We start from the raw sequence: 26,094 nt of genomic DNA, 5'->3' as shown, positions 1-26,094 counted from the left end.
CGCCGGGTAATCAGTGCTGCCCTCATGCAGCCGACTCGCAGAGGTGTGACCGAGTCCATGCTCCGAAGAGCAAAGCGCCAAGTCGGGATAACCGATTCAGGCCTGATGTTGCGTCAACAGAAATCCTGGCAATGGGTGGGGGGAACTACCGCGGCAGCGATGGCATTTGCGCTCCTCGCCACCCCCGCCCAGGCCGCCGACCAACCCCAGCCGTGGCACCCCGACAAGCTGTCCGCGGGCGCCGTGGCGGGCGTCAAGGACCTCAAGCCGAAGATCGCGCAGCAGGTCGACCAAACCCAGCGCAGCTTCACCCCGCACGCCGCCACGTGGCCCAAGGCAGCCAAGGGCAGTGCCCATCTGGCCGCGTCCTCGGAGAAGTCGGCCGGCGTCAAGCAGAGCGCCGCCGGCACGCCCGTCTGGCTCCAGGCGGTCAAGCCGGGCGGCGGTGGGCCCCAGGGGCCGTCCGACATCGGCGTGACGGTGCTCGACCACAAGAAGTCGGGCGAACTGGGCATATCCGGCGTGGTCTTCACGGTCGACCCGTCCGCCGGCAGCTCCGCCGAGGACAAGGTCCGGGTCGGCGTCGACTACTCGGCCTTCACCGAGGCCTATGGCGGCAACTACGCCTCCCGCCTCCACCTGGTCACCCTCCCGTCCTGTGCGCTGACCACGCCCGAGGTCCCGGACTGCCGCGCGCAGACTCCGCTCCCGACCCAGCGGGACGCCAAGTCGTCCAGCGTCTCGGCGGAGATCGGGCTCGCCAAGCCCGCTGCGGCAGGCCTCCAGGTCCTCGCCGCGACCGACTCCGGCAACCAGGGCGGCGGCCCGGCCGGCAACTACGCGGCCGGTGCGCTCTCCCCGGCCGGATCCTGGACCAGCGGCAGCGCCAGCGGGTCCTTCACCTACGCGTACCCGATCCAGACCCCCGGCTCCACGAGCACACTGGTCCCCGACATCTCGCTGGGCTACGACTCGGCGTCAGTGGACGGCAAGACGGCCTCCACTCAGGCGCAGGCCTCCTGGGTGGGTGACGGCTGGTCGACCCCGGACTCCTTCATCGAGCAGACCTTCACCTCCTGCGCCGACAAGCCCGGGGGCACCGCGTCGCCCTCCGAGACCGGTGACCAGTGCTATGCGGGGCCGGTCCTCACCCTCTCCCTGAACGGCTCGTCCACCGCGCTGGTCTGGGACTCCGGCAAGAACACCTGGAAGCCGCAGAACGACAACGGCGAGGTCATCAGCCACGTCACCGGCTCCAACAACGGCACCGGCACCTACAACACCGACTACTGGACGGTCACCGACCGCTCCGGCACGGTGTACTCCTTCGGCCGCAACCAGCTGCCCGGCTGGAGCTCCGGCAAGCCGGTGACCAACTCGGTCGACTCGGTGCCGGTCTACTCCTCGCATCCCGGTGACCCGTGCTACAACGCCGCCGGTTTCGACTCCTCGGCCTGCACCATGGCCTACAAGTGGCACCTGGACTACGTCAAGGACGTCCGCGGCCAGGCCATGTCCTACTGGTACACCCAGGACACCAACTACTACGGGCAGAACAAGGGCAAGAGCAACACCAAGTACGTCCGCGACTCGTACCTGTCCCGGATCGACTACGGCTTCCTCGACAACGGCGCCTTCGGCACCGTCCCGGACCAGGTGCACCTCCTCACCGGTTCGCGCTGCGTGGCCACCACCTGTGACCCGATCTCGGCCTCGAACGCCGGGACGCAGTACCCGGACGTGCCGTTCGACCTGGTCTGCGACAGCGGCAAGACCTGCGCCACGCAGTCTCCGTCGTTCTTCTCGACCGTCCGGCTGAAGCAGATCGTCACCAAGCAGTACTCGACGGCATCTTCCACGTACGCCCCGGTCGACACCTACGACCTGGCGCAGACCGAGCCGCCGACCGGTGACGGCACCTCGCCGACCCTGTGGCTGGCCTCCGTCACCCGCACCGGCAGCGACACCACGGCCGGCGGGTCGGGCTCCCTTTCGCTGCCGCCCGTGGTCTTCGGCGGCACCACCATGCAGAACCGGGTGGACACCGCCAACTTCCCGGGCATGTACCGCTACCGGCTGACCTCGGTCGTCACCGAGCTGGGCTGCAAGGTCAGCGTCAGCTACGGCCTGCCGAACCCGTGCACCGCCTCGTACGTGGCCTCGGCGAACGCCTCCAGCAACACCAACTCCTGCTACCCGGTGAGCTGGACGCCGAAGTTCTACACCGCTCCGATCACCGACTGGTTCCAGAAGTACGCCGTCACCATGGTCCAGGAGACCGACCAGACCGGCAACGCGCTCGCCAAGACCACCTCCTACGGGTACGGCGGCGGCGCGGCCTGGCACTACGACGACAACGAGATCGTCCAGCCCAAGTACCGCACCTGGGGCCAGTTCCGCGGCTACGCGGATGTGACCACCCGGGTGGGCGACGGCACCAACGACCGTCGGACCATGCAGAAGACCGCCTACTACCGGGGCATGGACGGGGACTGGCTGTCGGCCGGCTCCATCCGCTCCGTCTCCCTGACGGACTCCCAAGGCGGCGCCCACCCCGACAGCGGACCGCTGTCCGGCATGGCGCTGGAGAGCACCACGTACAAGGGCGAGGGCGGCGCGGTCGAGAACCTGGCCATCACCTCGTACTGGGTGTCCCCGGCCACCGCGACCCGCAGCCGCAGCGGCCTGCCCGACCTCACCGCGAAGGCGGTGAAGCCCGCCGAGAGCTACAGCCGCCAGGCCATCACTTCCGTCACGCCCACCGCCTGGCGGGCGAACGAGACGAACAGCAGCTACGTCACGGACCCTGCTGACACCAACTTCGGTCTTTTGACGGCTACTTACTCGCACACCGCGCCGGTGAACGCCGCATACGACCGGTGCACCAGCTACACCTACGCTCCGGCGAACACCGGCCTGAACCTCGTCGGTCTGGTCGCTTCACAGGAGACCGTGTCGGTGGCCTGCGGTGGCTTCACCGAGGGCAGCACCGCCTCGGCGCCGGCCGGCTACAACACCCTCACCGCGCCCGCCACCGTCAACCGGCCGACCCAAGTGCAGTCCGCCACCCGGACGTTCTACGACGACCCACAGTTCGGGACGACCTTCCCGCAGGCGAAGGCACCGACCGTCGGCAACGTCACCATGACGCAGACCGCGCCGACTACACCGGCGGCACCTACACTTGGCAGACCGGCGCGCGCACCACGTACGACACCTATGGACGCCCGCTGGTCGTGAAGGACGCCAACGGCAACGCCACCACGACGGCGTACACCGCCAACACGGTCGGCCTGACCACCGGCAGCACCGTCACCAACGCCAAGAACCAGGCGGCGAAGACGACGCTCGCGCCCGCTCGCGGTCTGACCTTGTCGGCGACCGACGCGAACGGCATCACCGCCACCAGCCAGTCGGACACCCTGGGCCGGCTCACCGCCGTGTGGACGCAGTCCCGTCCGACCTCCGCACCGGCGAACCTGAAGTTCGACTACACCGTGTCCAACACAGGCCTGTCCGGGACAACGACGGCGAAGCTCAACGAGGCTCTGAGCTACGTGACTTCGACGACGGTTTACGATTCCCTCGGTCGGGTCCGCCAGACCCAGTCGCCGACCCCACAGGGCGGGCGCCTGATAACCGAGTCGTACTTCGATTCCCGCGGCCTGGTCGGCAAGACCAACAAGGCCCTCTGGGATCCGGCCAATCCCCCGGCGCTGGCACTCGCCGCAGAGGTCCCGGTCCAACAGGTCCCCAACCGGGAAGTCATCACCTACGACGGCCTGGGCCGTGCCGTGCGGGTGGACTCGCTCAAGAACAACGTGGTCCAGGAGAGCACGACCACCGTCTACGGCGGCGACCGCACCACGGTCGTCCCGCCCACCGGCGGCACCGTGAAGACCACCGTCACCGACCCGCTCGGCCGGACCGTCGAACTCGACGACTACACCGTGCGGCCCACCGTGACGGCGCCCGCCGACACCTTCACCGGCAACTACACAGTGAGCGGTGGCACCAGCCAGGCGATCACCTACGGCTTCGACGGCCACGGCAAGCAGAACACCGTCACCGCCGCCGGCTCCACCTGGACCAGCACGTACAACCTGCTCGGCCAGGTCACCGCCAAGAACGACCCCGACGCCGGGGCCAGCACGATGCAGTACGACGCGGGCGGCAACCTCGCGCAGTCCACGGACTCGCGGGCGAAGACCGTCAGCTACACATACGACAAGCTGAACCGGAAGACGGCGTCCTTCGCCGCGCCGCTGACCTCGCAGTCGGACACCACCCGGCTCGCGTCCTGGGTGTACGACAACGACAACGCCGTGGCCGGGGTGACCAACCCCATCGGCCACGCGACCACGTCGACCTCCTATGCCAATGGCGCCGCCTACACGAAGCAGTCCGCGGGCTTCAACGTCTTCGGCGCGTCCTTCGGCGACACGGTCACGATCCCAGCGGTCGAGGGCGCCGAACTCGGCGGCAAGTCGTACGTGTTCTCACACACGTACCTCACCAATACCGGCCTGCCCTACACGGACACCTACCCCACGGGGAACGGCCTGTCGGCCGAGGCCGTCCAGTACACGTACACGCCCAAGTTCGACCTGCCGTCCGGTCTGGCCGCCGGCAACTACACGTACGCCCAGGAGACGGCGTACGACGCCTGGAGCCGCGTGTCCCAGTCGCAGATCGGCAGCCCCGGCAGCTTCGGCGTCATTCAGAACAGCTACGACATCCACACCGGACGCCTGAGCGACCGGCTCGTCCAGCGTGGCACCACGGGCACCCCGACCGATGTCGACCGCCAGCACTACGACTACGACCCGGCAGGCAACGCCACCCGGCAGGTCTCGACCCGCCTCGGCGCCACCTCCGAGACGCAGTGCTTCACGTACGACCAGCTCGACCGCCTCACCCAGGCGTGGACCGCCACCGACTCCTGTGCGGCCACCCCGACCACGGCGGCCCACTCCCAGGTCGGTGACGCCGTCACCGGCGGCGCCTACTGGACCGACTGGGCCTTCGACGCCCTCGGCAACCGCACCCGCCAGGTGGAGCACTCCACCACCGGTGGCGCGGACACCACCACCACGTACACCTACAACGGGAACGGGAAGAACCAGCCCCACACGCTGACCTCGGCCACCGGTGGCACCAGCCTGGAGTACGACACCGCGGGCAACACCACCAAGCGGGTGACCACCGCCAACGGCACCCAGACCCTGGCGTGGGACGACGCCGGCCGTCTCAGCTCCGTCAAGGGCGGCACGGCGGGCGACACCACCTACGTCTACGACGCCGACGGCAAGGTCCTGCTCCAGAAGGACCCGGGCAGCACGATCCTCTACCTCCCGGGGCAGCAGTTCACACTCACCGGTGCGGGCGCCGTCACCGGCACCCGCTACCTCCCCCTCCCGGGCGGCGGCACCGTCGTCCGCACAGGGTCGTTCGCCAACTACCAGTTCGAGATCGCGGACCCGCACGGCACCGCCGGCCTGGTCCTCGACCAGACCTGCCAGACCCCGACCTGGCGCCAGTTCACCCCCTACGGCGCCCCGCGAGGCACGGCAGCCGCCTGGCCCGACAACCGAGGCTTCCTCAACGCCCCGGCATCCAAGTCCATCGGCCTCAACATCCTGGGAGCCCGCCAGTACGACCCGGCCACCGGCCGCTTCATCAGCCTCGACCCGGTCTTCGAGGCGGCGGATGCCCAGCAGCTCGGCGGCTACAACTACGCGGGCAGCAACCCCATCACCAAGAGCGACCCCACCGGCCTAATGGCATGGGATGCCGAAACCGGTATCTCGGCGGGAACGACGAAGCAGCTCCAGGAAGAAATCGTCCGCGCCTACGACCACGGCTACACTCCCCCGGGGTCGTCGTGCAGCAAGAATCAGTTGGCCGTCAACAGGTGCAAGCCGGGCCAGAAGCCTTCGAGCACCCCCACGCCGGCCGAGCGGTGCCATGCACCGATGACGTGCACTCCAGTGAAGACACCGCACACGAAAAACCCTGACCGCACATATACGCAAGACGGGTTGATCGGATCGTCCAAGGGCATCACGCCGGAGGAGGCGATGAAGAAGTTCCGAGAGAATCCAGGAGCAGTCTTCCCGTTCGAAATCAAGGGGTGTCCGACATTTCAGGATGGAGCCTACTGCGAGCTGCACGCGATGGAACCGTTCGGGGATGGCAACTTCCTCAGCAAGGGATTCAACCGCGCGGCCACCCAGGAGGTCGGAAGGGTCCGCGTAGTATTCGATACGCCGGAGAGCTTCACATTCATCGTCGAGGATGAATTCTACTTCGACGGATACGGATCAACCATCAGATTCTCGCTGAGCACGCGAGCAGGAAACCTCATTCTGACCCAGCACGGAGAAGCCATACGCAACGGCGTCGCGGGCGACGGTGGTGAATTCTTCGGAATCAGAGAGCACACCTGGATTAAAATGGGAATCAACCTTGGCCACCTCCTCGGCGTCAACACCCCCGAGCCCCCTTGGATGAATTCAGACAGTTAGCGAGTCATGGCATTCATGAGCTGAGCGGGAGGGAACTCCCCAGGGGAGTCTCCTTCCGCGGCGGCCACCCTGCCCCCTACCCCAGCGGCATCCACCTCGCCGCTGGGGTAGGGCCGTGTCAGCCGGCCGCGAGGCCGGCGAGCAGGGCGGCGGCCGGCCGCGGGTGGACGAGCCAGCGGAGGTGGCTGCCCTCCAGGGTGTGGACGTCGAAGGGGTTGTCGGGGGTGAGCGCGTCGGCCTCGCGGATCATGCGGTCGGCGGCGGCGGGCGGGATGCTGGTGTCGGCGGCCAGGCGGACGTAGGTCTTCGGGATTCGGCCCCAAGTCGCCGCCTGGGCGCGGTCGTCGGAGGTGCCGACGTCGAGGTTCTCGTCGGGCTGGAAGGTGTTGAGGAAGGTCCGGAACTCGTCATCGGTCAGGTCCGCCGCGAAGGCGGACTTGAACGCGGCGAGCGCCGCCGGCTCGGCGGTGCGGAAGTTGACGCGGAGCAGGCCGAGTTCGGCCGGGTTGCCGACCAGCGAGGACGCGAAGGCGGCCGGGTCGACGTCCGCCATCTCCGGCTGGGCGTAGTAGTCGTTGACGTCCAGGTCGACGGGGCACCAGGCGGAGACGTAGACGATCCGGTCGATCAGCTCGGGCCGGGCGTTGGCGACGGCGGTGATGGTGATGCCGCCCCGGCTGTGGCCGACGAGGATGGTGGGGCCGTTCCGCTTGGCCCGCTCCAGGACCTCGATCACCCGGGCGACGTTGTCGGCGAGCGTGACCCCCTTGATGCCGCCCGGCTCGCCCGCGAGTGCGGCGAGGTCCTGGGGGGCCTGGTACGACTCGGCGAAGGTCGCCTCGAAGCCGTGGCCCGGGAGGTCGACCGCGACCGAGCGGTGGCCGAGGAGGCCGAGTTCGGCCTGGAGCGGCGCGAACGAGAAGGAGTTCGCGAAGGCCCCGTGAACGAGGACGAAGGTAGGCAGGTTTGACATTGCCTCAGTCTCCAGCAGGATGATCTTCGGAACAAGAACAAGATCAAGGTCACGATCATGCCCGCGCCCGGAAGGTGTTCCGGTACGCCTGCGGCGACACCCCGATCGCCGCGTGCAGGTGCTGGCGCAGCGACGCACCCGTCGCGAAGCCGATCTCCGCCGCGATCCGGTCCACCGGCAGGTCACTCGCCTCCAGCAGGTGCCGCGCCCGGTGCACCCGCTGCTGGATCAGCCAGCGGCCCGGGCTGGTGCCCGTCTCCTCCTGGAAGCGGCGGGCGAACGTCCGCGGGCTCATCCGCGCGTGCGCGGCCAACTCCCGTAGGGCGAGCGGGCGGTCGAGGTTCTCCAGGGCCCACACCTGGGTCGCGGCCGTGCCGTTGGAGCCCGCCGCCGGCACCGACTGCTCGATGTACTGGGCCTGCCCGCCCTCCCGCCAGGGCGGCATCACACAGTGCCGGGCGACCCGGTTGGCGGCGGCGCTGCCGTGGTCGGAGCGCACCACGTGCAGGCACACGTCGATGCCCGAGCCGGCGCCCGCCGAGGTCAGGACGTCACCGTCGTCGATGAACAACACATCGGCGTCCAGGGCGACTTGGGGGAACATTCGGCGGAAGACGTCCGCCAGCGCCCAGTGCGTCGTCGCGGACCGCCCGTCCAGCAGGCCGGCCGCGGCCAGGGTGAACGCGCCGGTGCAGATGGAGACGATCCGGGCACCGGGGCGGATGCGGGCGAGCGCCGCGCTCACCGGATCGGGCAGGTCGGCCGTGATGCGGCACGGGTCGTACGGCGGCAGGACGACCGTGTCGGCGCTCTCCAGCGCCTCCGGCCCGTGCGGGACGGTGATGGTGAAGTCGGCGTCGGTCGCGACCGTCCGGTCCTCCGTCGCCGAGCACGTCACCACCTCGTACGCCCCCGGCACCCCGGGGAAGACGGTTGGGGATGCCCAGCTCGAAGGGATAGACGCCGTCGAGGGCGAGGACGACGACTCGGTGGGGCGGCGGCAGCGGACCGGAAGCGCCACGGGATTCCATCGCGGGAGGCATGGCACGATCCTATCGATGTTTGGCAATCTTGCCATTTCCCTGGTCAGGGGCCTGGCCGCAGGCTGGACCCATGACCAGCAACACGATGCGCACCATCACCCAGACCACCCTCGGCGACCCGGAGGTCCTCCACGAGGCCGAGGTCGCACGCCCCGAGCCCGGGCCCGGCCAGATCCTGGTGGCCGTCCACGCCGCCGGGGTCAACCCCACCGACTGGAAGCACCGCCGCCACGGCTACTTCCTCGGACAGCCCCCGTTCACCCTCGGCTGGGACGTCTCCGGCACCGTCGAGGCGGTCGGCCTCGGCGTCTCGCTGTTCGCCCCGGGCGACGAGGTGTTCGGCATGCTCCCCTACCCGTACGGCGCGGGCTCGCACGCCGAGTACGTCACCGGCCCCGCCCGGGCCTTCGTGCCCAAGCCCGCCGTGCTCACTCACACCGAGGCGGGCGCGCTGCCGCTGGTGGCGCTCACCGCCTGGCAGGCCCTCGTGGACAACGCCCGGATCCAGCCCGGGCAGCGCGTTCTGGTGCACGCGGCGGCCGGCGGCGTCGGGCACGTCGCCGTGCAGATCGCCAAGGCGCGCGGCGCGTACGTGATCGGCACGGCCTCCGCCGCCAAGCACGAGTTCGTGCGCAGCCTGGGCGCGGACGAGGTCATCGACTACCGCACCGCGGACTTCGTGAAGGAGGCCCGCGACCTGGACGTGGTGTTCGACACCCTCGGCGGGGACGACCGGCTGCGCTCCCTGGAGACCCTGCGGCCGGGCGGCACGCTGGTGTCGATCCTGCCCCAGGACCTCGAAGAAGTGACCGCACGCGCGGAGGAGTTGGGCGTGACGGTAAGGGCCATGCTCGTCGAGCACGACCAGGCGGGCATGGCGGCCATCGCCGAACTCGCCGCGACCGGGCAACTGCGGGTGAACGTCTCCGGCAGCTACCCGCTCGCCGAGGCGGCGAAGGCCCACGCGGAAGGCGAGACGGGCCGGGTGGCGGGGAAGCTGGTGCTCACCGTCCGCCCGTAGCGGCCTTCAGCGGTGCGGATCCACTCCGGATCCGCACCGCCGGCACCGACTTGGGTGATCCTGCGCGCACTAGGCGATGATGCCTTGGAGGCCACACTTCGCGGGGAACGGCGCCTCCTTCTTATCGACACCGATCACCGCCGCCCCGTTCGTTGTCGTTCCGGCCTTGGCCCCGTCCGCCACCACGGCCAGCAGGGTGATGCACAGACGGTTGCTGTCCTTGTCCCCCGTGTTCAGGCTCACATCCTGGAGGATGAAGGTCATCGACCTGCCACTGATCTTCGGACTGACGCTTGAGATGTCGCCAACGACTTTCTGCGCCTTGTCGTTGTACCAGTAGTAATTGGCCCATTGGACCCAGTCCCAGTTGTCCGGGGCGGTGACCTGGCACTTCACGTCCTGCTTCGCCACCGCGCCCTTCGGGGGGTCCGTCACGACCGCCGAAACAGTGAAGAGATGGAGCCCCGCTTTCTCATTGGCACGCCCGTAAGGAATGCTTTCCTGTGTGACGTTCAGCACTTTCGCCGGCTTCGTGTCGTCGAAGTACTGAATCTCCTTAGGCGTCGCCGTCTCTGTCGTCTGCGTGGGCATCATGGAGATCAACCTGCCCTTCCGAGAGGAATTTCCACAGCCGAGCGGGTGGTAACCCAACGTCGCCACCCGGTTACCGACCCCCTCCATCAGGTTCGCACACATGGGTCGCATACGCACCCCTGAGGGCGCACCCCGTATGCGATCAACCCACCCCCCTCCTACGCTGGTCAATGGAGGACACGAACCAGATGGTCAGCTACCCCTACGCCTTCCACATCGCCCTCGACGGCAACGGCATGAACGGCCTGGAGGGCGCCGCCGGCGTGTGCGTCTTCCGCTACAACCCGGACAGCGGGGAGTACGCCTACCGGATCCAGTACTACGACGGCGTGGCCGGCGGCCATGCCATCAGCATCACCCCCGACCACAGGTTCGGGTTCCTGGGCAACGCCGGGCAGCAACTGCTGTTCTACGACGTCGAGTCCCTGGACGAGAGCGAGCGCGTCTCCGCCCTGCGCTTCGAGCCGCCGGACGCCGCCATCAAGAGCAGCACCCACATGGTGTGGCTGGACGGCACCCACGGCATCACCGCGATCGGCGACGGCCTGTGGCTGATGGACCTGGACCGCCCCACCGAGGCCGAGCGCATCGGCGATCATCAACTCAAGCTCCCGCACGCCATGAAGCGCACCGCCTCCGGCCGGTACATCGTCTACGGCGGCATGGACCACCCGGGCCGGGGCGAGGCCGCCGAGGTGGGCATCTTCGACCTGGAGAAGCGGGTCGCCCGCCGGGTCGCCCTGCCGACGACCTGCTGGCACGTGGCCTGCCACCCGAGCGACGACCGCTTCTACGCGCTGTCCTTCCGTGTTCTCCCCCAGGAGGGCCGGGACTGGCACGAGTGGGCCATGGCCTACTTCAAGGAGTACGTGTACGAGATCGACGCCGGGACCGGGCAGATCCTGCGCCACTGGGCGTGCGGCCAGAACTTCCCCGCGCACATCAACTCGGACGTCTGTGTCTCCGACCGCGAGCTGATCTACTGCAACGGCGGCAGCAACACCATCGTGATGATCGATCTCGCCGACTTCACCTCCTCCCGCTTGATCGACCAACGCCCGGACCTGTCCTGGCAGTTGCGATCCGCCCGGCAGGCGGCGAAGCAGGTCACGGACGCGTTCACCCGGGGCTCACCCGGCCCGAGCAGCAAGCACTTCCTCGGCGCCCTGCGGGTCACCCGCGGCACCCTGGTCGACGGGGTCTACGCCTGTCAGCTCTCCGCCGACCAGAGCCTGTTGTTCACCGCCAACCGGGGGCTCAACACGATCACCGTGTACGACTACCCGGCCAACACCGTACGGCTGCGGGTCGAGATGCCGGAGCTGCGCGCCCACCTACCCGAGCTGCCCGTCTGGACCGATCCCCGCCTGGGGTTCCACCACAGCACGCTGCTGAGCCCGCTGCCGGACCGAACCGGCAGACCGACCTGAGGAGTTGGCCATGCGTCCCAAGACCCCGGAACAGTTGAACGCCGAAATCCACGCGGGCTGGGAGCACATTCGGTCCTCGGCGATCACGGTCGCCGAGCTCCAGGCCGCGATGTGGGGCGACACTGCGGAGCTGATGGCCGGGCTGGCCACCGGCCGGCTCCCCTGGGGGGAGGTCTACAGCGAGTACTGGAAGTTCGTGGCCGACGAGGACCCCAGATTCTTCCTGGAACTGGGCGAACGCGGCACCGACTACGCCCGGGACGTCGCGGAGGTCACCCGGTGGCACGAGCAGCGACTGCGTGACCACTTCCACCGGATCGCGTGGGGAGACCTCCACCACATCGATGAGTCCGACCGCTTCGAGGGCGGTCGGCACATCAGGGAAACCGACCTCTTCGAAGGCGTCCGCCACCTCAGGGAAACCGACTGCTTCGAAGGCGGGCACCACGTCACGGAAACCGACCGTTCCAAAGGCGGGCACCACACGGAGACCCACCGCACCACGGGCCATGACGGCACCTCGCGACCGAACCGCCGGCGCAGACGGCGCCGGCACGGAAGGCGCGGCGGTCACGGCACGCACGGGAAGCACATCGACACACTCCCCTCCAAGGGCCCGACCGACGGCCCGGACACCCCCGTCTTCAGCGACCCCACCGAACCCTGATCACCGGTCCCCGCTCTCCAGTGGCCGAGGCAGCAGCTCCCGCGCCGCCGTCACCTCCGGGTGCGGCCGCAGCCCCGCCCTGATCCGGTCCGGCACGTGCGGGCTGGTCAGCAGCCAGCCGAGCGCCTCCACCAGCGCCTGCCGGGCCGGGCGTGGCCGGTAGCCGAGGGTGGCGGCCTTGTCGTGGCGGTACCAGTAGAAGCGCCCCATCGTCCGGGCCTCGGCCCGGGTGGTCGCCGGGGGCCGGGCGGTCAGCACCGCGCGGATCTCCCCCACCGTCGCCGCCAGGTACGCCCCGGTGTGGCTGGCGGTGGCCCACGGCCCCCGGGTGCCGCACAGCTCGGAGACGGTCTGGTGGATGGTGCGCCATGCCCAGTTCTCGCCGCCGAGCAGGTAGCGCTCCCCCGGCAGGCCGCGTTCGGCGAGCAGCACGTGGCCGGCCGCGACGTCCCGGACGGAGACGATGTTGCAGCCGCCCGGGTAGGTGGTGCGCAGCGAGTCGGCGAGGTAGCGGGTGATCAGCGCGTTGCTGGGTACCAGCCGCCAGTCGGGGCCGCCGACCACGATGGTCGGGCAGGCGGCCACCACCTCCAGGCCGAGTTCGGCGCCGAGGGCGAAGGCCGTCCGTTCCTGCTCCAGCTTGGTGACGAAGTAGTCCGGCAGGTACTCGTCCCCGGGCATCCACCGCTCGTCGCGGGCCACCGGTCCGCCGGAGGAGCCGCAGGTGATGGAGGAGGAGGTGACCACCACCCGCCGCACCCCGGCCTCGGCGGCCGCCCGCAGCACCTCGCGGGTGCCCTCGACGTTGGCGGCGGTCAGTTCCTCGCGGCTGGTGTCCCAGTAGGAGAAGACGGCGGCGCAGTGGAAGACGGTGTCGCAGCCTTCGAAGGCGGGCCGCAGGCTGAGCGGGTCGCGCAGGTCGGCGTGGACCAGCGGCGCGTCGAGGCCGTGCAGGGGGCGCAGGTCGCTGCTGCGGCGCACCAGCGCCCGCGGCTCGTGGCCGGCGGCGCGCAGGGCGCGCACCACCTGGGAGCCGACGAGCCCACTGGCACCGGTCACGCAGGCCCTCACGGGGGCGGCCTCGATCCGCGGTCGCGGGCGGTGGCCTCGCGCAGTCCCGCCCAGAAGCCGGCGACCGCCGGGCGCAGCGCCTCGCGGAACTCCGCCAGCAGCGGGGAGCGGGTCGGGGTGTCGCCGGGGGCGACGTGCCAGAAGCCGTCGGGGCCGAGGCGTCCGGGCGGGGTCGGCAGGGTGAGGGTCTGGCTCAGGGCCTGGGAGGCGGCGGTGCGGATCAGTCGGGCGGCCTCGGTCAGCCGCTGGGTGGGCAGTTCGGCGGCGTCCAGGTCGTCGAACTCCTCCCAGGGGCGGCCGATCCGGTAGGGGCGGCCCTCGTACTGGGCCTCGAAGTTGTCCAGGGTGCGGGTGAAGAAGCGCTGGTAGGAGTCCTGGACGAGCGGGTCGCGGAGCTTGGGCCGGGTGTCGGGGCGGAAGACCTGCCAGGTGAGCGGGAGGGTGAAGCGCTGGCGGACCCGGATGACGATCCGGGTGCGGGCGCCGTCGTCGGCGGGGAGGAAGACCACCGAGCCGTCGTCGTAGGCGGCGGAGCCGTTGGGGCTGCGGACGGTGCGCCAGGAGATCCGCTGCCGCTGGGCGCCGTAGTCGACGGACTCCAGTTTGCACACGTCGATGGGTGGACCGCCGTAGTAGGCGAGGTAGTTGGGCTGCGCCAGGTAGAGGTTGCGTTCGATCTGGCGGGTGGGCCGGCCCTGGTCGTCGCGCGTCACCACGTGGACGCGGCCGCCGAGGTAGTCGGTCATGTAGCTGATGGAGCGGCTGATGTCGACCCGGCGGACGAAGTCGGCGTACGGGGCGTTGATGGTGCGTTCGCAGCCGAACAGGATGGAGTGGCCGACGTGCTGCCAGCGCATCTGCCAGGCGTCCTCGGGCAGGGCGTCGATGACCGTCTCCAGGGGCCGCAGCAGGGCGGTGATCCGGTCGAAGTCCTGGTGGGTGTAGGTGTCCGGGTCGACGGCGAGGGAGACGTCCCGGCGCCGCAGGGCGTCCTTGGCGTTGCCGGTCCTCCAGGCGCGGACGGTGGCGGAGGCGGAGGCCGCGGCGGTGACCATGGCGCACAGGGTGGCGGTGGCGGCGGGGTTGGTGTCGGCGGCGCGGATCAGCGCGGTGAGCAGGCGGGAGAGCCGGGCGAGCGCCGGGTCGGTGACCTCGGCGGCGCCGGGGTCGACCCGCCAGGCGGCGATGCTGAACAGCCGGTGGGCGCGCCCGTCGGGGGCGAGCCGGCGCACCGCCTCGACCAGGGCGCGGGGCGGGTTGCGCCAGCCCGGGTAGGGCGTCAGGTCGCCGTCGACCCGGTAGGCGTCGGGCAGGCCCCGGTCGCTGAGGACGCGGGCGTTGAGCGGTGAGGAGACCGGGTCGACGCCCATCAGCAGCGCGCCGACCAGGTCGGCGAGGACTCCGTCCGGCGCGGCGATCACCGTGTCCGTCCGCAGCGGCCGGCCGACCTGCGATCCGGCGCAGCCGTGGCTGCTGACCACGGCGTCGACGAGGTGGAAGTCGGGCGGGTAGGCGCCGAGCAGGTCGGTGATGACCTCGGCGCCGTCGCGGCGGGCGCGGTAGTGGTGGTGCTTGTCATCCTGCGGGAGCACGCCGAAGAGGTTGGCCAGGCACAGGGCGTAGCCGAACTCGGGGTGGGTGCAGTTCTTGGCGATGTTGATCCGGAAGCCCGCCTCCAGCCAGCCGCGGGCCAGCCCGCTGCCGTGCAGGACGGCGGATTCGGGGAACTCGGCCGGCTGGACGTCCTCGGAGAGGTCCACCAGGCGGTAGGCGTTGCCGTGCGGGGTGCGCTCGCGGTAGCCGAGGCGGCGGCAGGTGTCGAGGAGTCCGGGGCCGGCCAGCCAGGTGTCCGGGCCGCAGCGGGCGGCGCCGACGGTGACGTCGTGGTAGCCCCGGTCGTGCAGCTGGTCGATCAGGTGCTCCACGAGGGCGGCGCTGACGGCCGTCGCCGGATCGCCGTACGCGGAGGCGCCCGGGGTGAGCAGCACGGCGACCGCGCCCGGGTCGCCGTGCGCCCGCTCGGCGAGCCGCTCCCAGAGCCCGGCCCGGGCGACCGCCTCCGCCAGCAGGTCCGCGGCGGAGCGCGGCCGGACCCGGGTGGAGCGGGCCACGGCGGCGACGACGGTCACATCTCCCCCAACGCCGGTGGACGGCCAACGCCGCTGGACGGCCTTCCCGTTGGCGTCCGTCCGGGCCATCGCTGACTTACCGGAAGGTAGCTCGAAAGAGGTTTGAAGCGATGCTACTGGTCGGACGCCGGATGCGAGGGCGGGCGCGCGCTCGTGTCCGGCGTCCGACCGTGCCGGTCAGGGGTGGCGCAGCGCCTCGGTGAGGCGGCGGGCCGCCTCCAGGACGGCCTGGGAGAGGTGGGTGCCCGGGTGGCGGGTGAGCCGTTCGATGGGGCCGGAGACGGAGACGGCGGCGACCACCCGGTTGGACGGTCCGCGCACGGGTGCCGACACGGAGGCGACGCCCGGCTCGCGCTCCCCGATGGACTGGGCCCAGCCCCGGCGCCGTACCCCGCTGAGCGCGGTGGCGGTGAACCGGGCGCCCTGCAGTCCGCGGTGCAGGCGCTCGGGCTCCTCCCAGGCGAGCAGGATCTGCGCGGCGGAGCCGACCTTCATGGGCAGGGTGACGCCCACCGGCACGGTGTCGCGCAGGCCGGTGAGCCGTTCGGCGGCGGCCACGCAGATCCGGACCTCGCCCTGGCGCCGGTAGAGCTGGGCGCTCTCCCCGGTGACGTCGCGCAGGTGGGTGAGGACCGAGCCGGCGGCGGCCAGCAGGCGGTCCTCGCCGGCCGCGGTGGAGAGCTCGGTGAGCCGGGGGCCGAGGGCGAAGCGGCCCTGCATGTCGCGGGTGACCAGCCGGTGGTGTTCGAGGGCGACGGCCAGCCGGTGGGCGGTGGGGCGCGCCATGCCGGTGGCGTTGACGAGTCCGCCCAGGGTGGCCGGGCCTGCCTCCAGGATGCCGAGGATCGTGGTGACCTTGTCGAGCACGCCGACGCCGCTCGTGTTCTCCATGGTGTGGGGTACTCCAGTCTCAGTGCCCGTGAGCGGCGGGTGGTCCTGCTCACGGCGGCTCCCGGCGTGCGGAAGCCGGGGGTGGTCAGCGAGGACGGGCCGGAGGAGTCGGCCGAGTGCCTGCGCCGGGCACGGAAGGGGTACCGAGAGGGGTACGAAGGGTACGCGGAAGGGCCGGGGCGGTCAGCGCCCGGGCGAAGGACAGCACAGAGAGCACCGTGTCTCCTCATCTTTCCCGCGCCACAGTGGCGACAGGCCGGAGTTGGCACTGCCCCCGGACGGCACGGCGCGTACTTCGGACGCCGGGTCGAACGGGGAGTTGCCGGGGCTTCGTAGGGCCGGTCCCTCCACCCCTCTGGATGATTCGCGACGAACGATACATAGCTCCGGGCGGCTCGCCAAAACGGGGGCCGCCGCCGTGCGCGGCGCCGATCAGCGGTGGCGCGGCTCCCTCAGGCCGATGCGCGGGGCCCGGTCGGCGGTGTCCGGGGCGGTGCCGGAAGCGGCGTCCCAGGCGTGCAGGGCGGCGAGGGCGGCGCTGCGTTCGAGCGCCGTCGGGCGGGTGCCGGCGGGGGCGAGCAGGTAGTCGGCGACCGGGGTGAGCAGCAGGGTGGCGGCGCCGGCGGGCAGCAGCAGGGCCTCGTCCCACTGGTACCGGGTGACGGTGCGGCGCAGCAGGGTGCCGTGGCGCGGCGGGGACGCGCCGGCGGGGGTGTGGCGGCGGCGCAGTTCGGGGGCGACCTCGGCCTCCAGGACGGCGCGTACGTCCCGCAGGGCGCCGAGCGGCACGTGCTCGGCGGCGAGGTCGAGGAGGGCGGCGGTCTCCGGGGCGAGCCGGTAGGCGGCGACGACCGCGGCGGTCTCGTCGGGTTCGAAGGGCTGCCCGGCCAGCTGGGCGACGTCGATCACGTCGGTCGCGCGGAAGGCGCGCCCGAGGCCCTCCTCGGCGAGGGCGATCAGGCATTCGACGTGGTCGGCGGCGGCCAGGTAGGGGCGGATCGGGACGGTGGCGTGGTCGCCGGTGAGCGCGGCGGTGGCCAGCCGGACCTGGTACCACGGGTCGAGCAGCGGGTCCTCGGCGGGCCATCGCAGGGTGACGGCGGTGTGCCGGGGGCGGTCGCCGAGCAGGGTGACGTCCACGCTCTCCACCGGGTGGTCGGTGACCAGCCGGTTGACGGCCTGCCAGAGTGCGGCCTCGGTGGGGCTGACCAGGCTGAGTTCGTCCAGCGGCCGGGGCAGCTCGGGCGGGTAGTGGCCGGTCAGTGGGAGGCCGCGGATCGGGCGGACCCCGGTGGCGTCGGTGAGCTCGCGGGCGAGGCGGGTGTAACAGTCGGCCCGGTCGCGGGCGCGCTGGAGCTCGGCCCGGGCGTGCCGGCCCATCCGTACGCCCTCCCGGGCGAGCGCGGCGAGCACCAGGTACGGGAGGTCGCGGTCGGCGCGGGCGCGGTGGAGGAGTTCGACCGGTCCGGCGGCCGGGTCGACGTCGAGCAGCCGGTAGAGCAGGTCGGTGTTCATGGGCTTCGCCTTCGAGGGCCGTGGTGGTCGCCCGGGCGGCGGCAGGGCGACCGGGGTGTGGCGGGCCCGGCGGTTCGTGCCGAGCCGACTCGGGTGCCACGCCTCCGATTGTGCTGACGGCCGATCAACACCGGATCACCGTCGGGTCGACGATCTCTCGACAGCCCGACGGGTGGCGTGGGTTGATAGGGGCTCATCATTTCGGGGGGTGGCGCGTGCGCGGGCGGGGGCGAGCACACGAGGCGGGCAGGTGCAGGAATGGATGATTTCCGGTTCTCGGTGCTGGGACTGATGCGGGCGCAGCGCGGCGGCACCGCGCTGAAGGTCGGCAGTCCCCAGCAGCAGGCGATGCTGGCGGTGCTGCTGCTGCGGCCGGGACACGGCGCGAGCGCCACGGACCTGATCGACGCGCTGTGGGGCGAGGAGCCACCGAGCACCGCGATGACGACGGTGCGCACGTACGCCTGGCGGTGGCGCAAGGTCCTGCACGGCGAGCAGCCGGACGCCCCGGCCGTGCTGACCTCGGCCGGGGACGGTTACCGGCTGGTGCTGCCCAAGCACGCCGTGGACGCGGCGCGGGCGGAGGACTTGGCGGCGCGGGCCGAGCGCACGGCGGCCGCCGGGGAGCCGCAGGAGGCGCGCGACCTGCTGAACCAGGCGCTGGAGCTGTGGCAGGGCGAGCCGCTGACCGGCATCCCGGGCCCGTTCGCCCAGCGCCAGCGCCAGCGGTTGGAGGAGCTTCGGCTGACCTTGCTGGAGGAGCGGATCGCCCTGGACCTCACCCTGGGGCGGTTCTCCCGGTGCATTCCGGAGCTGACCTCACTGACCACCGAACACCCGCTGCACGAACGGGCGTACGGGCTGCTGATGCGGGCGCTGTACCAGGCCGGGCGGCAGGCGGACGCGCTGGCCGTCTTCCGGGGCACGCGCCAGCTGTTCCTGGCCGAGCTGGGGGTGGCGCCCGGGGCGGAGCTGGACCTGCTGCACCAGCGGATCCTGGAGGGCGACCCGTCGCTCGCCGCCCCGGCGCCGGCCGTGTCCGCGGCGCCGCGCTCCGGGCCGGTGGAGCCGGCCGAGCCGCAGCGGGCCGAACAGTCCGAGGCGCCCGTCGCCGCCGTCGCGCCGGAGGTGCCCGTCGGGGCCGCCACCCCGCATCCCAGACCGGCCCAACTTCCGCCCGACGCCGCTGACTTCACCGGCCGTACGGTCCTGGTGGAGCGGCTGGGCCAGGCGCTCGGCAACCCGGGCCGGCAGGCCCTGGTGATCGCGACCGTGGTCGGCATGGGCGGGGTCGGCAAGACCGCGCTCGCCCTGCACGTGGCCCACCGGATCCGCGAGGCCTACCCGGACGGGCAGCTGCACGCCGACCTGCGCGGCGCCGACGTCACCCCGGCCGATCCGGAGGCGGTGCTCAGCGGCTTCCTGGTGGCGCTCGGCGTGCCGGCCGACACGGTGCCGGACGGGCTGGACGCCCGCTCGGCGCTGTTCCGCTCGGTGGTCGACGGCCGGCGGCTGCTGGTGCTGCTCGACAACGTCCACGACACCGCGCAGATCAGGCCCCTGCTGCCGGGCGCGGTCGGCTGCGCCGTGCTCACCACCAGCCGCACCCGGCTGGCCGGCCTGCCCGCCACCGTCCAGGCCGACCTCGGCGTCTTCGAACCCGAGGAGGCGCTCGAACTGCTGGGCCGCACCATCGGCGCCGAGCGGCTGGGCGCCGAGGCGGAGGCCGCCCGGGAGCTGCTGCTGGTCTGCGGCCACCTCCCGCTCGCCGTGAGGATCGTGGCGGCCCGGCTGGCCGCCCGGCCGAGCTGGACGGTGCAGACGCTGGGCCGCCGGCTGGCGGTCGAGCGCCGGCGGCTCGACGAGCTGCGGATCGGCGACCTGGAGGTGGAGGCGGCCTTCGAGCTGAGCTACCGCCAGTTGGCTCCCGCCCAGGCCCGGGCGTTCCGGCTGGCCGCCTCGGTGGACGGCCCCGACCTGGGGCTCCAGGCCGCGGCCGCGCTGCTGGACCTGGACGAGTACGACGCCGAGGACCTGCTGGAGGCCCTGGTGGACGTGGCGATGATGGAGTCCCCGTTCCCCGGCCGCTACCGCTTCCACGACCTGCTGCGCGCCTACGCCCGGCGCCGCCCCGACCACCCGGACACGGCCGTGGCGGCCCGTGACCGGATGCTGGACCACCTGCTGGCCACCGCGTGCTCGGCCTTCCAGCACGCCGTGCCCGGGGATCCGGCGGCCGGCGCGCTGGGGCCGGCCCGCGGCGCGGGGGTGCGCCTGGACGGTCCGGACGGGGCGCGGGCGTGGGCCGAGGCGGAGAGCACCGGGGCGATCGCGCTGGCCGCGCAGGTGGCGGGCTGGACGGTCGCGGAGGACACCGGGCCGGCCGTCGACGAGGCGGCGCCGGAGCCGCTGCGCGCCGCGATCGACCTGCTGATCGCGCTCACCCCGTTCACCCTCGCCCCGCCCAGCCGCCAACTCGCCACCACCGCCGATGCGTTGGCCGCCGCCGCGGCCCATCGCGCCGACCACCGGGCAGCCGGCCGGGCGCACTTCCTGCGCGGCAACGTCGCACTGGCCGCCACCCGGCTGGAGGAGGCCGAGCAGGCCTCCCGGCAGGCGGTGGCCGCCTCCCGCACGGCGGGCGACACGGTGATCCTGCGCCAGGCGCTGAACGACCTCGGCCTGGTCTGCCAGTTCCTCAGCCGCTACGACGAGGCCGTCCGGCACTACGACGAGGCGCTGCTGCTGGCCCGCGAACTCGGCCACCGCTCGGGCGCGTTGGTGACCACGGTGAACGCCGCGCTGGCCCGGGTGCGCAGCGGGCGGGCGGCGGAGGCGGTGCCGATCTGCCACGAGGTGCTGGCCGAACTGCGGACCCGGCACGACGATCCCGGCCGGGCGTACACGCTGTACGTGCTGGGGCTGGCGCTGCACGGGCTGGGGCGGCACGAGGAGGCGGTCACCTGGTTCGGCGAGTGCCTGGCGGTGGCCTCGGCGGCCGGACTGCGGGCCCGGGCCGGGCACGCCCGCTACCGGATGGCGGACAGTCTGCGCTCGCTGGGCCGTACGGAGGAGGCGCTGGAGCACGCCGGACAGGCACTGGCGCTGTGCGAGGAGCTGGGGGCCGAGCGGGACCAGGGCCACGCGCTGGTGGTGCTGGGCCGGACGCTGGCGGACCTCGGGCGGGAGGCCGAGGCGTGCGGGCGGCTGCGGGAGGCGTACCGGATCTTCGTCCGGCTGGGGCTGCCGGAGGCGGCGGAGGTGGCGGGGCTGCTGCCCCGGGGGGAGGCGGCTGTTGCGGCGGTTCCGTCCGTCACTGGCTGCTGAAGAATCGATCCTGCCGCTGATTCCGGGGTTTCGGTGATCTTCGGGGCCTTCGGGGGCTTTCGGGCGGGCTCAGGAGCCGGTGCTGTTCCAGTCGCCGGTGCCACCGGTCGGGGTGGGGGTCGGGGTGGGCGTCGGCGTCGCGTCGCCGCTCACCACCGTCGCCACCCCGGCGTCGGCCGCCTGCGCCCCGGCGACCGTCACGGAGAGGCCGCCGCCCACGACGACGGCCACCCCGAGGCCGACGGTGAAGAGCCGGAGGCGGGTGCGGGTGGTGGTGTTCTGGCGCTGCGTCATCTCTGCTGCTCCTCGGGTCGCTTCCCCGGTGGGAAGGGGTTCCGTCGTGGTGTGCCACCAGTCTGGCCGGGAGCGTTCAACGGCCGATCTACAGCCGAGCACCGGCGATCATCGACGATCACCGGTGCTCGGTCAGGGGGCCCGCTCAGGCCGCCGGGCGGATCTCCAGAGTGCAGCACTTCACGCTGCCGCCGCCCTTGAGCAGCTCGCTGAGGTCCATCCCGATCGGCCGGAAGCCGCGCTCGCGCAGCCGCGCGGCCAGGCCCACCGCCGCCTCCGGCAGCACCACGTGCAGACCGTCGCTGATCGCGTTGAGGCCGAACACGGCCGCGTCGGCGGCATCCACCAGCAGCGCGTCCGGGAACAGCCGGCGCAGCACCGCACGGCTGCCGGCCGAGAAGGCCTCCGGGTGGTACATGATCTCGTCGCCGTCCAGCACCGAGAGCGCGGTGTCCAGGTGGTAGAAGCGCGGGTCGACCAGCTCCAGACCGATGACCGGGCGGCCGAAGAACTCCTGGGCCTCCGCGTGCCCGTCGGCCACGCTGCGAAAGCCCCGCCCGGCCAGCACGTAGCTCGCGGTCGTCAGCAGGTCCCCCTCGCCCTCGTTGACGTGCTCCGGGTCGCGGGTCTCGAAACCCCGGGCGCGGAACCACTCCAGGTAGGCCGGGCCCTCGGCGGCCCGCTCGGCGTTGCGGAAGCGCGCCCCGAGCACCTTGCCGTCCACCACGGTGGCGCCGTTGGCCGCGTAGACCATGTCGGGCAGGCCGGGCAGCGGGTCGATCAGGTCGACCCGGTGGCCGAGCTCGCCGTACAGGGCGTACAGCCGCTCCCACTGGGCGACGGCGAGGTCGGTGTCCACCGGCTTCGCCGGGTCCATCCACGGGTTGATCGCGTAGGTGACGTCGAAGTGGGTCGGACGGCACATCAGGTAGTGGCGCGGGCGGGCGGTGCGGGCCATCGGAAGCTCCAGGGAGGGTCGGGTACGGAAGGGGCGTGTCAGGCGGCGGGGGTGGCCGGCCGGGTCGGGAAGTCGCGCAGGCCGCGCAGCGGGCTGACCAGCAGCACCGCACCGGCCGAGAGCAGCACGCCCGCCATCAGCCAGATGGTGCTGCGGGCGCCGATCGCCTCGCCGAGGTAGCCGCCGAGCAGGGCGCCCACCGGGATCGCGCTGTAGTTGAGGGTCGCGGAGCTGGCCCGGATCCGGCCGATCATCGCGGGCGGGCAGTAGCCCTGGGAGAAGCTGCCGGCGAGGACGTTGCCCGCCACCACCCCGCAGACCGCGACCGCCCAGGCGAGCGCGCTGACCACCAGCGGCAGCCGGTCGCCCGCCAGCGGCAGCAGCAGGATGAAGGGCGCGACCACCAGCTCGCAGACCAGCAGCCCACGCGCGGTGCCCAGCTTGCGGGCGACCCGTCCGGCCAGCATCGCGCCGGCCAGTCCGCCGACGCTCACCAGCGCGAACACCCCGCCCACCGCGCCCGGTTCGAGCCCCACACTGCGCACCAGGAAGACCGTCTGCACCGCCTGGATGCCGTTCAGCCCCAGGTTGCCGACCGCCGCGAAGCAGGCGAACGTGCGCAGGTACGGATCGCGCAGCAGGAACCGGACGCCCTCGCCGATCTCACGCGGGATGCCGCGTCGCTCGGACACCGGCGGGGGGCGCTCCTCCGTCCTGATCCGCCGCAGGAACAGCGCCGACACCAGATAGGTGAGCGAGTCCGCGAACATCCCGCTGGCGGCGCCGAACGCCTGCGAGAGCAGACCGGCCGCGCCCGGGCCGGCGATCTCGGCCGCCGAGGCGCCGGAGCGCAACTTGACGTTGGCCTCCAGCAGGTCGGCCTTGCCGACCAGGGTGGGCAGCACCGCACCGTAGGCGGTGGAGAAGAACACCTTCACCGCCCCGGTCAGCAGGGCCACCACGACCAGGTGGGCGAGCGACAGCACCCCCAGCCAACTGGCCACCGGCACGCTGCCGAAGAGGAGGAGCAGCAGCAGGTCGCAGACCAGCATCACCCGCAGCCGGGGCCAGCGGTCCACCCAGGCGCCGGCCAGCAGGCCGAGGAACAGCCAGGGCAGCCAGGCGGCCGCGTTGATCACGCCCACCGCGAGGGGGCTGGCGCCCAGGGTGACCACGGCCACGAGGGACAGCGCCACGCTCCCGACGGCCGTGCCGAAGTTGCTGGTGGTCTCACCGATCCAGAGCCGGCGGAAGTCCCCGTGGGCCCACAGGCCCCACCTGCTGCGTGGCCGGTCCGGCGGTGCCGGTGACTCGATCGGGACGGTGGTGGTCATCGCGGCTCACGCTCCGGACTTCTCGGTGTTCTGGAACTTCTCGGCGTTGTCGGTGGTGCCGGCGCCCTCGGTGGTGCCGGCGCCCTCGGTGGTGCCGGCGCTCCCGGGCCGCAGCTTGTCGGCGATCACAGCGGCGATCCGGGCGAGCGGCTCCGGCCGGGCCAGGTCGCCGTGGCCGAACGGCAGCCGGTGGCCCTCGATCCGCCCGTCCAGGTGAGGCCGCCAGAGCTCCTCGTACGGCCAGTCGGTCGGCTTGCCGAGGGTGGCGCCGAAGAAGACGGCATCGCCCCGGTAGCGCTGGGGCTGGTGCTCGGCCATCAGTTTGCGGTGCCGGTCGAACACCTCGGGCAGGACGTGCGCGGCCTCGCCGAGCACCGCCGCCAGGTCGGCCTGGCCGCTGCCGTCCGCCGGGTCGTAACCCAGCGAATGCAGCAACTCGTCCACCGTGTCGGCGGGTTCGGACGGCGGGGCGGCATCGGTGCGGACCGCCGGACCGCCGTCCAGCAGGGCCAGCAGCCCGACCGGCGCGCCCTCGGCCTGGAGCCGGACAGCGATCTCCTGGGCGACCACCGCGCCGAAGGACCAGCCCAGCAGGTGGTACGGGCCGGACGGGTGGACGGCGCGGATCTGCCGTACGTAGTCCTCGGCGATCTCGGCGACGCTGGCCGGCGCCCCGCCACGCAGGCCGCGGGCCTGGAGGCCGTACACCGGCTGCCCGGGGTCGAGGTGGCGCAGCAGCCCGGAGTAGACCCAGCTGATGCCGGCCGCCGGGTGGACGCAGAACAGCGGGGGCCGGTCGCCACCGGTGCGCAGGGGTAGCAGCACGTCCAGGGCGTCGGCCGCCGGGCCCTGGTCGAGCCGGCCGTCCAGCCCGACCACGGAGGGCGCCTCGAAAAGCGCCCGCATGCCGAGATCGACACCGAGGGCGGTGCGGATGCGCGAGAGCAGTTTCATGGCGAGCAGGGAGTGCCCGCCCAGATCGAAGAAGTTGTCGTCGATGCCGACGCGCTCCAGGCCGAGGGTCTCGGCGAACAGGATGCAGAGCAGCTGCTCGCGCGGGGTACGGGGCGGGCGGCCGGCCGGGCTCGCGGTGAAGTCCGGTGCGGGCAGAGCACGGCGGTCGATCTTTCCGCTGCCGGTGAGGGGTAGGGCGGGCAGGGCGACGAAGGCGGCGGGCACCATGTGGGCGGGCAGCCGCTCGGCGGCGAAGGCCCGCAGTCCGGCCGGGTCGAGCGGACGGTCGGTGACCAGATAGGCGACCAGCCGGGTGCCGCTGTCGTCCGGGCGGACGACAGCCGTGGCGACCTCGGGGTGGGTGGCCAACACGTGCTCGATTTCGCCGAGTTCGATCCGGAAGCCGCGGATCTTCACCTGGTCGTCGGTGCGGCCGAGGTACTCCAGCTCACCGTCACGGGCACGGCGCACCAGATCACCGGTGCGGTACATCCGCTCGCCGGGGGTGAACGGGCTGGCCACGAAACGCTCCGCCGTGAGGGCCGGACGACCGAGGTAGCCCCGGGCGAGGCCGGCGCCCGCCAGGTACAACTCCCCCGCCACGCCGGGCGGCACCGGGTTCAGGTACTCGTCCAGCACGTACCCGGCCGTCCCGGGGACGGTCCGGCCGAGCACCGGGCGCTCCGACCTGTCCAGCGGCTGTTCCAGGGCGTCCACGGTGGACTCGGTCGGGCCGTACAGGTTGTACGCCCGCAGCCCCTCCGTCTCCCGCAGCCTGGTCCACAGTGCCTGGCCGACGGCCTCGCCGCCCAGCAGGACGACGGCCGGTGCGGGCTCCGCCAGCAGTCCCTCCTCGACCAGCTGGGCCGCGAAGGACGGAGTGGCGTTCACCACGTCGATCGCCGACTCACGCACGTGGCGGACCAGTGCGGCCGCGTCCAGGCGCAGTTCGTCGCCGATCAGGTGCAGTTCATGCCCGGCGACCATCCACAGCAGGCCCTCCCAGGAGGCGTCGAAGCAGAGCGACGCCGTCAACGCGAACCGTCGCCGCTCCTCCCCCGCCATCATGCCCGCCCGGCGGGCGGCCAGCAGGGCGGCGAGACTGCCGTGCGAGACCACCACGCCCTTGGGACGGCCGGTGGAGCCGGACGTGTGGATCACGTACGCCGCGTCGGCCGCCCGCAGCGCGGGCCTTGCGCCATCCGCGGGGCCGGGCGTGTCCGTCACATCGAGCACGGGCAGCTCCGCGAGCAGCTCCGGCAGCGGCCAGCGACCATCAGTGAGCACCAGCGCGGGCACCGCGTCCGCGAGGGTGTAGGCCGTGCGGTCCGCCGGGTACTCGGCGTCCAGCGGCAGGTACACCCCG

Annotated in this window: 16 protein-coding genes, 1 pseudogene and 1 riboswitch; of the genes and pseudogenes, 6 read left to right on the top strand and 11 right to left on the bottom strand. The window is 72.1% G+C overall.

The window, feature by feature from the left end; translation table 11 throughout:
* The first annotated feature begins 159 nt into the window (after positions 1–159).
* Both QWJ13_RS33125 and QWJ13_RS33120 read left to right on the top strand, forming a co-directional pair.
* Positions 160–3,240: a hypothetical protein gene (locus QWJ13_RS33125; protein WP_316529307.1), complete on the top strand. Its 3,081-nt coding sequence runs from the start codon at positions 160–162 to the stop codon at positions 3,238–3,240.
* The gene (locus QWJ13_RS33120; protein WP_316529305.1) at positions 3,237–6,527 is read left to right on the top strand and encodes an RHS repeat domain-containing protein; all 3,291 of its coding nucleotides are present in this window, start codon (positions 3,237–3,239) and stop codon (positions 6,525–6,527) included. The genes QWJ13_RS33125 and QWJ13_RS33120 overlap by 4 nt, the downstream gene beginning before the upstream one ends.
* A gap of 118 nt (positions 6,528–6,645) precedes the next feature.
* Here QWJ13_RS33120 and QWJ13_RS33115 read toward each other — a convergent pair whose 3' ends face one another.
* Both QWJ13_RS33115 and QWJ13_RS33110 read right to left on the bottom strand, forming a co-directional pair.
* A complete protein-coding gene (locus QWJ13_RS33115) occupies positions 6,646–7,500 on the bottom strand; it encodes an alpha/beta fold hydrolase (RefSeq protein ID WP_316529303.1) in 855 nt (284 codons plus the stop codon).
* A gap of 55 nt (positions 7,501–7,555) precedes the next feature.
* Positions 7,556–8,531 (bottom strand): annotated as a pseudogene (locus QWJ13_RS33110) (GlxA family transcriptional regulator).
* Positions 8,532–8,613: 82 nt separating this feature from the next.
* Between QWJ13_RS33110 and QWJ13_RS33105 the strand changes: the two are divergent.
* Positions 8,614–9,564, top strand: coding sequence for an NADP-dependent oxidoreductase (locus QWJ13_RS33105; protein WP_316529300.1), 951 nt, complete (start codon positions 8,614–8,616; stop codon positions 9,562–9,564).
* Positions 9,565–9,633: 69 nt separating this feature from the next.
* On the opposite strand, the gene QWJ13_RS33100 is transcribed toward QWJ13_RS33105, so the two are convergent.
* Complete coding sequence (locus tag QWJ13_RS33100; RefSeq protein WP_316529298.1) at positions 9,634–10,158, bottom strand: hypothetical protein; 525 nt, start codon at positions 10,156–10,158, stop codon at positions 9,634–9,636.
* Between the two features lie 170 nt (positions 10,159–10,328).
* On the opposite strand from QWJ13_RS33100, the gene QWJ13_RS33095 reads away from it, so the two are divergent.
* The gene (locus QWJ13_RS33095; protein ID WP_316529296.1) at positions 10,329–11,588 is read left to right on the top strand and encodes a YncE family protein; all 1,260 of its coding nucleotides are present in this window, start codon (positions 10,329–10,331) and stop codon (positions 11,586–11,588) included.
* 10 nt (positions 11,589–11,598) lie between these two features.
* Positions 11,599–12,255, top strand: a complete 657-nt coding sequence (locus tag QWJ13_RS33090; protein WP_316529294.1) for a hypothetical protein — start codon at positions 11,599–11,601, stop codon at positions 12,253–12,255.
* Here the strand turns inward: QWJ13_RS33090 and QWJ13_RS33085 are convergent, their stop codons facing one another.
* From QWJ13_RS33085 to QWJ13_RS33070, 4 genes are all read right to left on the bottom strand, one after another.
* Positions 12,256–13,314 (bottom strand): NAD-dependent epimerase/dehydratase family protein, encoded by a 1,059-nt coding sequence (locus QWJ13_RS33085; protein WP_316529293.1) that lies wholly within the window; start codon positions 13,312–13,314, stop codon positions 12,256–12,258.
* 8 nt (positions 13,315–13,322) lie between these two features.
* On the bottom strand, positions 13,323–15,455 hold the full coding sequence (locus tag QWJ13_RS33080) for a DUF362 domain-containing protein (protein WP_316529291.1): 2,133 nt from the start codon (positions 15,453–15,455) through the stop codon (positions 13,323–13,325).
* 177 nt (positions 15,456–15,632) lie between these two features.
* The gene (locus QWJ13_RS33075; protein ID WP_316529289.1) at positions 15,633–16,346 is read right to left on the bottom strand and encodes an IclR family transcriptional regulator; all 714 of its coding nucleotides are present in this window, start codon (positions 16,344–16,346) and stop codon (positions 15,633–15,635) included.
* Positions 16,347–16,569: 223 nt separating this feature from the next.
* Positions 16,570–16,712, bottom strand: a riboswitch (SAM riboswitch).
* A 66-nt stretch (positions 16,713–16,778) separates the two neighbouring features.
* Positions 16,779–17,861, bottom strand: a complete 1,083-nt coding sequence (locus tag QWJ13_RS33070; protein ID WP_316529288.1) for a hypothetical protein — start codon at positions 17,859–17,861, stop codon at positions 16,779–16,781.
* Positions 17,862–18,119: 258 nt separating this feature from the next.
* Here QWJ13_RS33070 and QWJ13_RS33065 point away from each other — a divergent pair, with 258 nt between their 5' ends.
* Positions 18,120–21,188 carry an AfsR/SARP family transcriptional regulator gene (locus QWJ13_RS33065; protein ID WP_316529285.1) on the top strand — a complete coding sequence of 1,023 codons (3,069 nt, stop codon included), beginning with the start codon at positions 18,120–18,122 and terminating at the stop codon, positions 21,186–21,188.
* A 69-nt stretch (positions 21,189–21,257) separates the two neighbouring features.
* On the opposite strand, the gene QWJ13_RS33060 is transcribed toward QWJ13_RS33065, so the two are convergent.
* From QWJ13_RS33060 to QWJ13_RS33045, 4 genes are all read right to left on the bottom strand, one after another.
* Complete coding sequence (locus tag QWJ13_RS33060; RefSeq protein ID WP_316529284.1) at positions 21,258–21,482, bottom strand: hypothetical protein; 225 nt, start codon at positions 21,480–21,482, stop codon at positions 21,258–21,260.
* 145 nt (positions 21,483–21,627) lie between these two features.
* On the bottom strand, positions 21,628–22,440 hold the full coding sequence (gene ddaH, locus QWJ13_RS33055) for a dimethylargininase (RefSeq protein WP_316529282.1): 813 nt from the start codon (positions 22,438–22,440) through the stop codon (positions 21,628–21,630).
* Positions 22,441–22,478: 38 nt separating this feature from the next.
* A complete protein-coding gene (locus tag QWJ13_RS33050) occupies positions 22,479–23,774 on the bottom strand; it encodes an MFS transporter (protein ID WP_316529280.1) in 1,296 nt (431 codons plus the stop codon).
* 6 nt (positions 23,775–23,780) lie between these two features.
* The coding region (locus QWJ13_RS33045) for an amino acid adenylation domain-containing protein (RefSeq protein ID WP_316529278.1) at positions 23,781–26,094 on the bottom strand (2,314 nt) is incomplete at its 5' end.

It is taken from the genome of Kitasatospora brasiliensis, from assembly GCF_032654805.1.
In the GTDB taxonomy this organism is placed as follows: Bacteria; Actinomycetota; Actinomycetes; order Streptomycetales; family Streptomycetaceae; genus Kitasatospora; species Kitasatospora brasiliensis.
This window is presented reverse-complemented; position numbering and strand designations above follow the sequence as displayed.

Excerpts from the sequence above, each read along its gene's own strand:
- QWJ13_RS33125 (WP_316529307.1), top strand. The coding sequence starts at position 160 with ATGGCATTTGCGCTCCTCGCCACCCCCGCCCAGGCCGCCGACCAACCC.
- QWJ13_RS33115 (WP_316529303.1), bottom strand. The coding sequence starts at position 7,500 with ATGTCAAACCTGCCTACCTTCGTCCTCGTTCACGGGGCCTTCGCGAAC.
- QWJ13_RS33105 (WP_316529300.1), top strand. The coding sequence starts at position 8,614 with ATGACCAGCAACACGATGCGCACCATCACCCAGACCACCCTCGGCGAC.
- QWJ13_RS33100 (WP_316529298.1), bottom strand. The coding sequence starts at position 10,158 with ATGATGCCCACGCAGACGACAGAGACGGCGACGCCTAAGGAGATTCAG.
- QWJ13_RS33095 (WP_316529296.1), top strand. The coding sequence starts at position 10,329 with ATGGAGGACACGAACCAGATGGTCAGCTACCCCTACGCCTTCCACATC.
- QWJ13_RS33090 (WP_316529294.1), top strand. The coding sequence starts at position 11,599 with ATGCGTCCCAAGACCCCGGAACAGTTGAACGCCGAAATCCACGCGGGC.
- QWJ13_RS33075 (WP_316529289.1), bottom strand. The coding sequence starts at position 16,346 with ATGGAGAACACGAGCGGCGTCGGCGTGCTCGACAAGGTCACCACGATC.
- QWJ13_RS33070 (WP_316529288.1), bottom strand. The coding sequence starts at position 17,861 with ATGAACACCGACCTGCTCTACCGGCTGCTCGACGTCGACCCGGCCGCC.
- QWJ13_RS33065 (WP_316529285.1), top strand. The coding sequence starts at position 18,120 with ATGGATGATTTCCGGTTCTCGGTGCTGGGACTGATGCGGGCGCAGCGC.
- QWJ13_RS33060 (WP_316529284.1), bottom strand. The coding sequence starts at position 21,482 with ATGACGCAGCGCCAGAACACCACCACCCGCACCCGCCTCCGGCTCTTC.
- ddaH (WP_316529282.1), bottom strand. The coding sequence starts at position 22,440 with ATGGCCCGCACCGCCCGCCCGCGCCACTACCTGATGTGCCGTCCGACC.
- QWJ13_RS33050 (WP_316529280.1), bottom strand. The coding sequence starts at position 23,774 with ATGACCACCACCGTCCCGATCGAGTCACCGGCACCGCCGGACCGGCCA.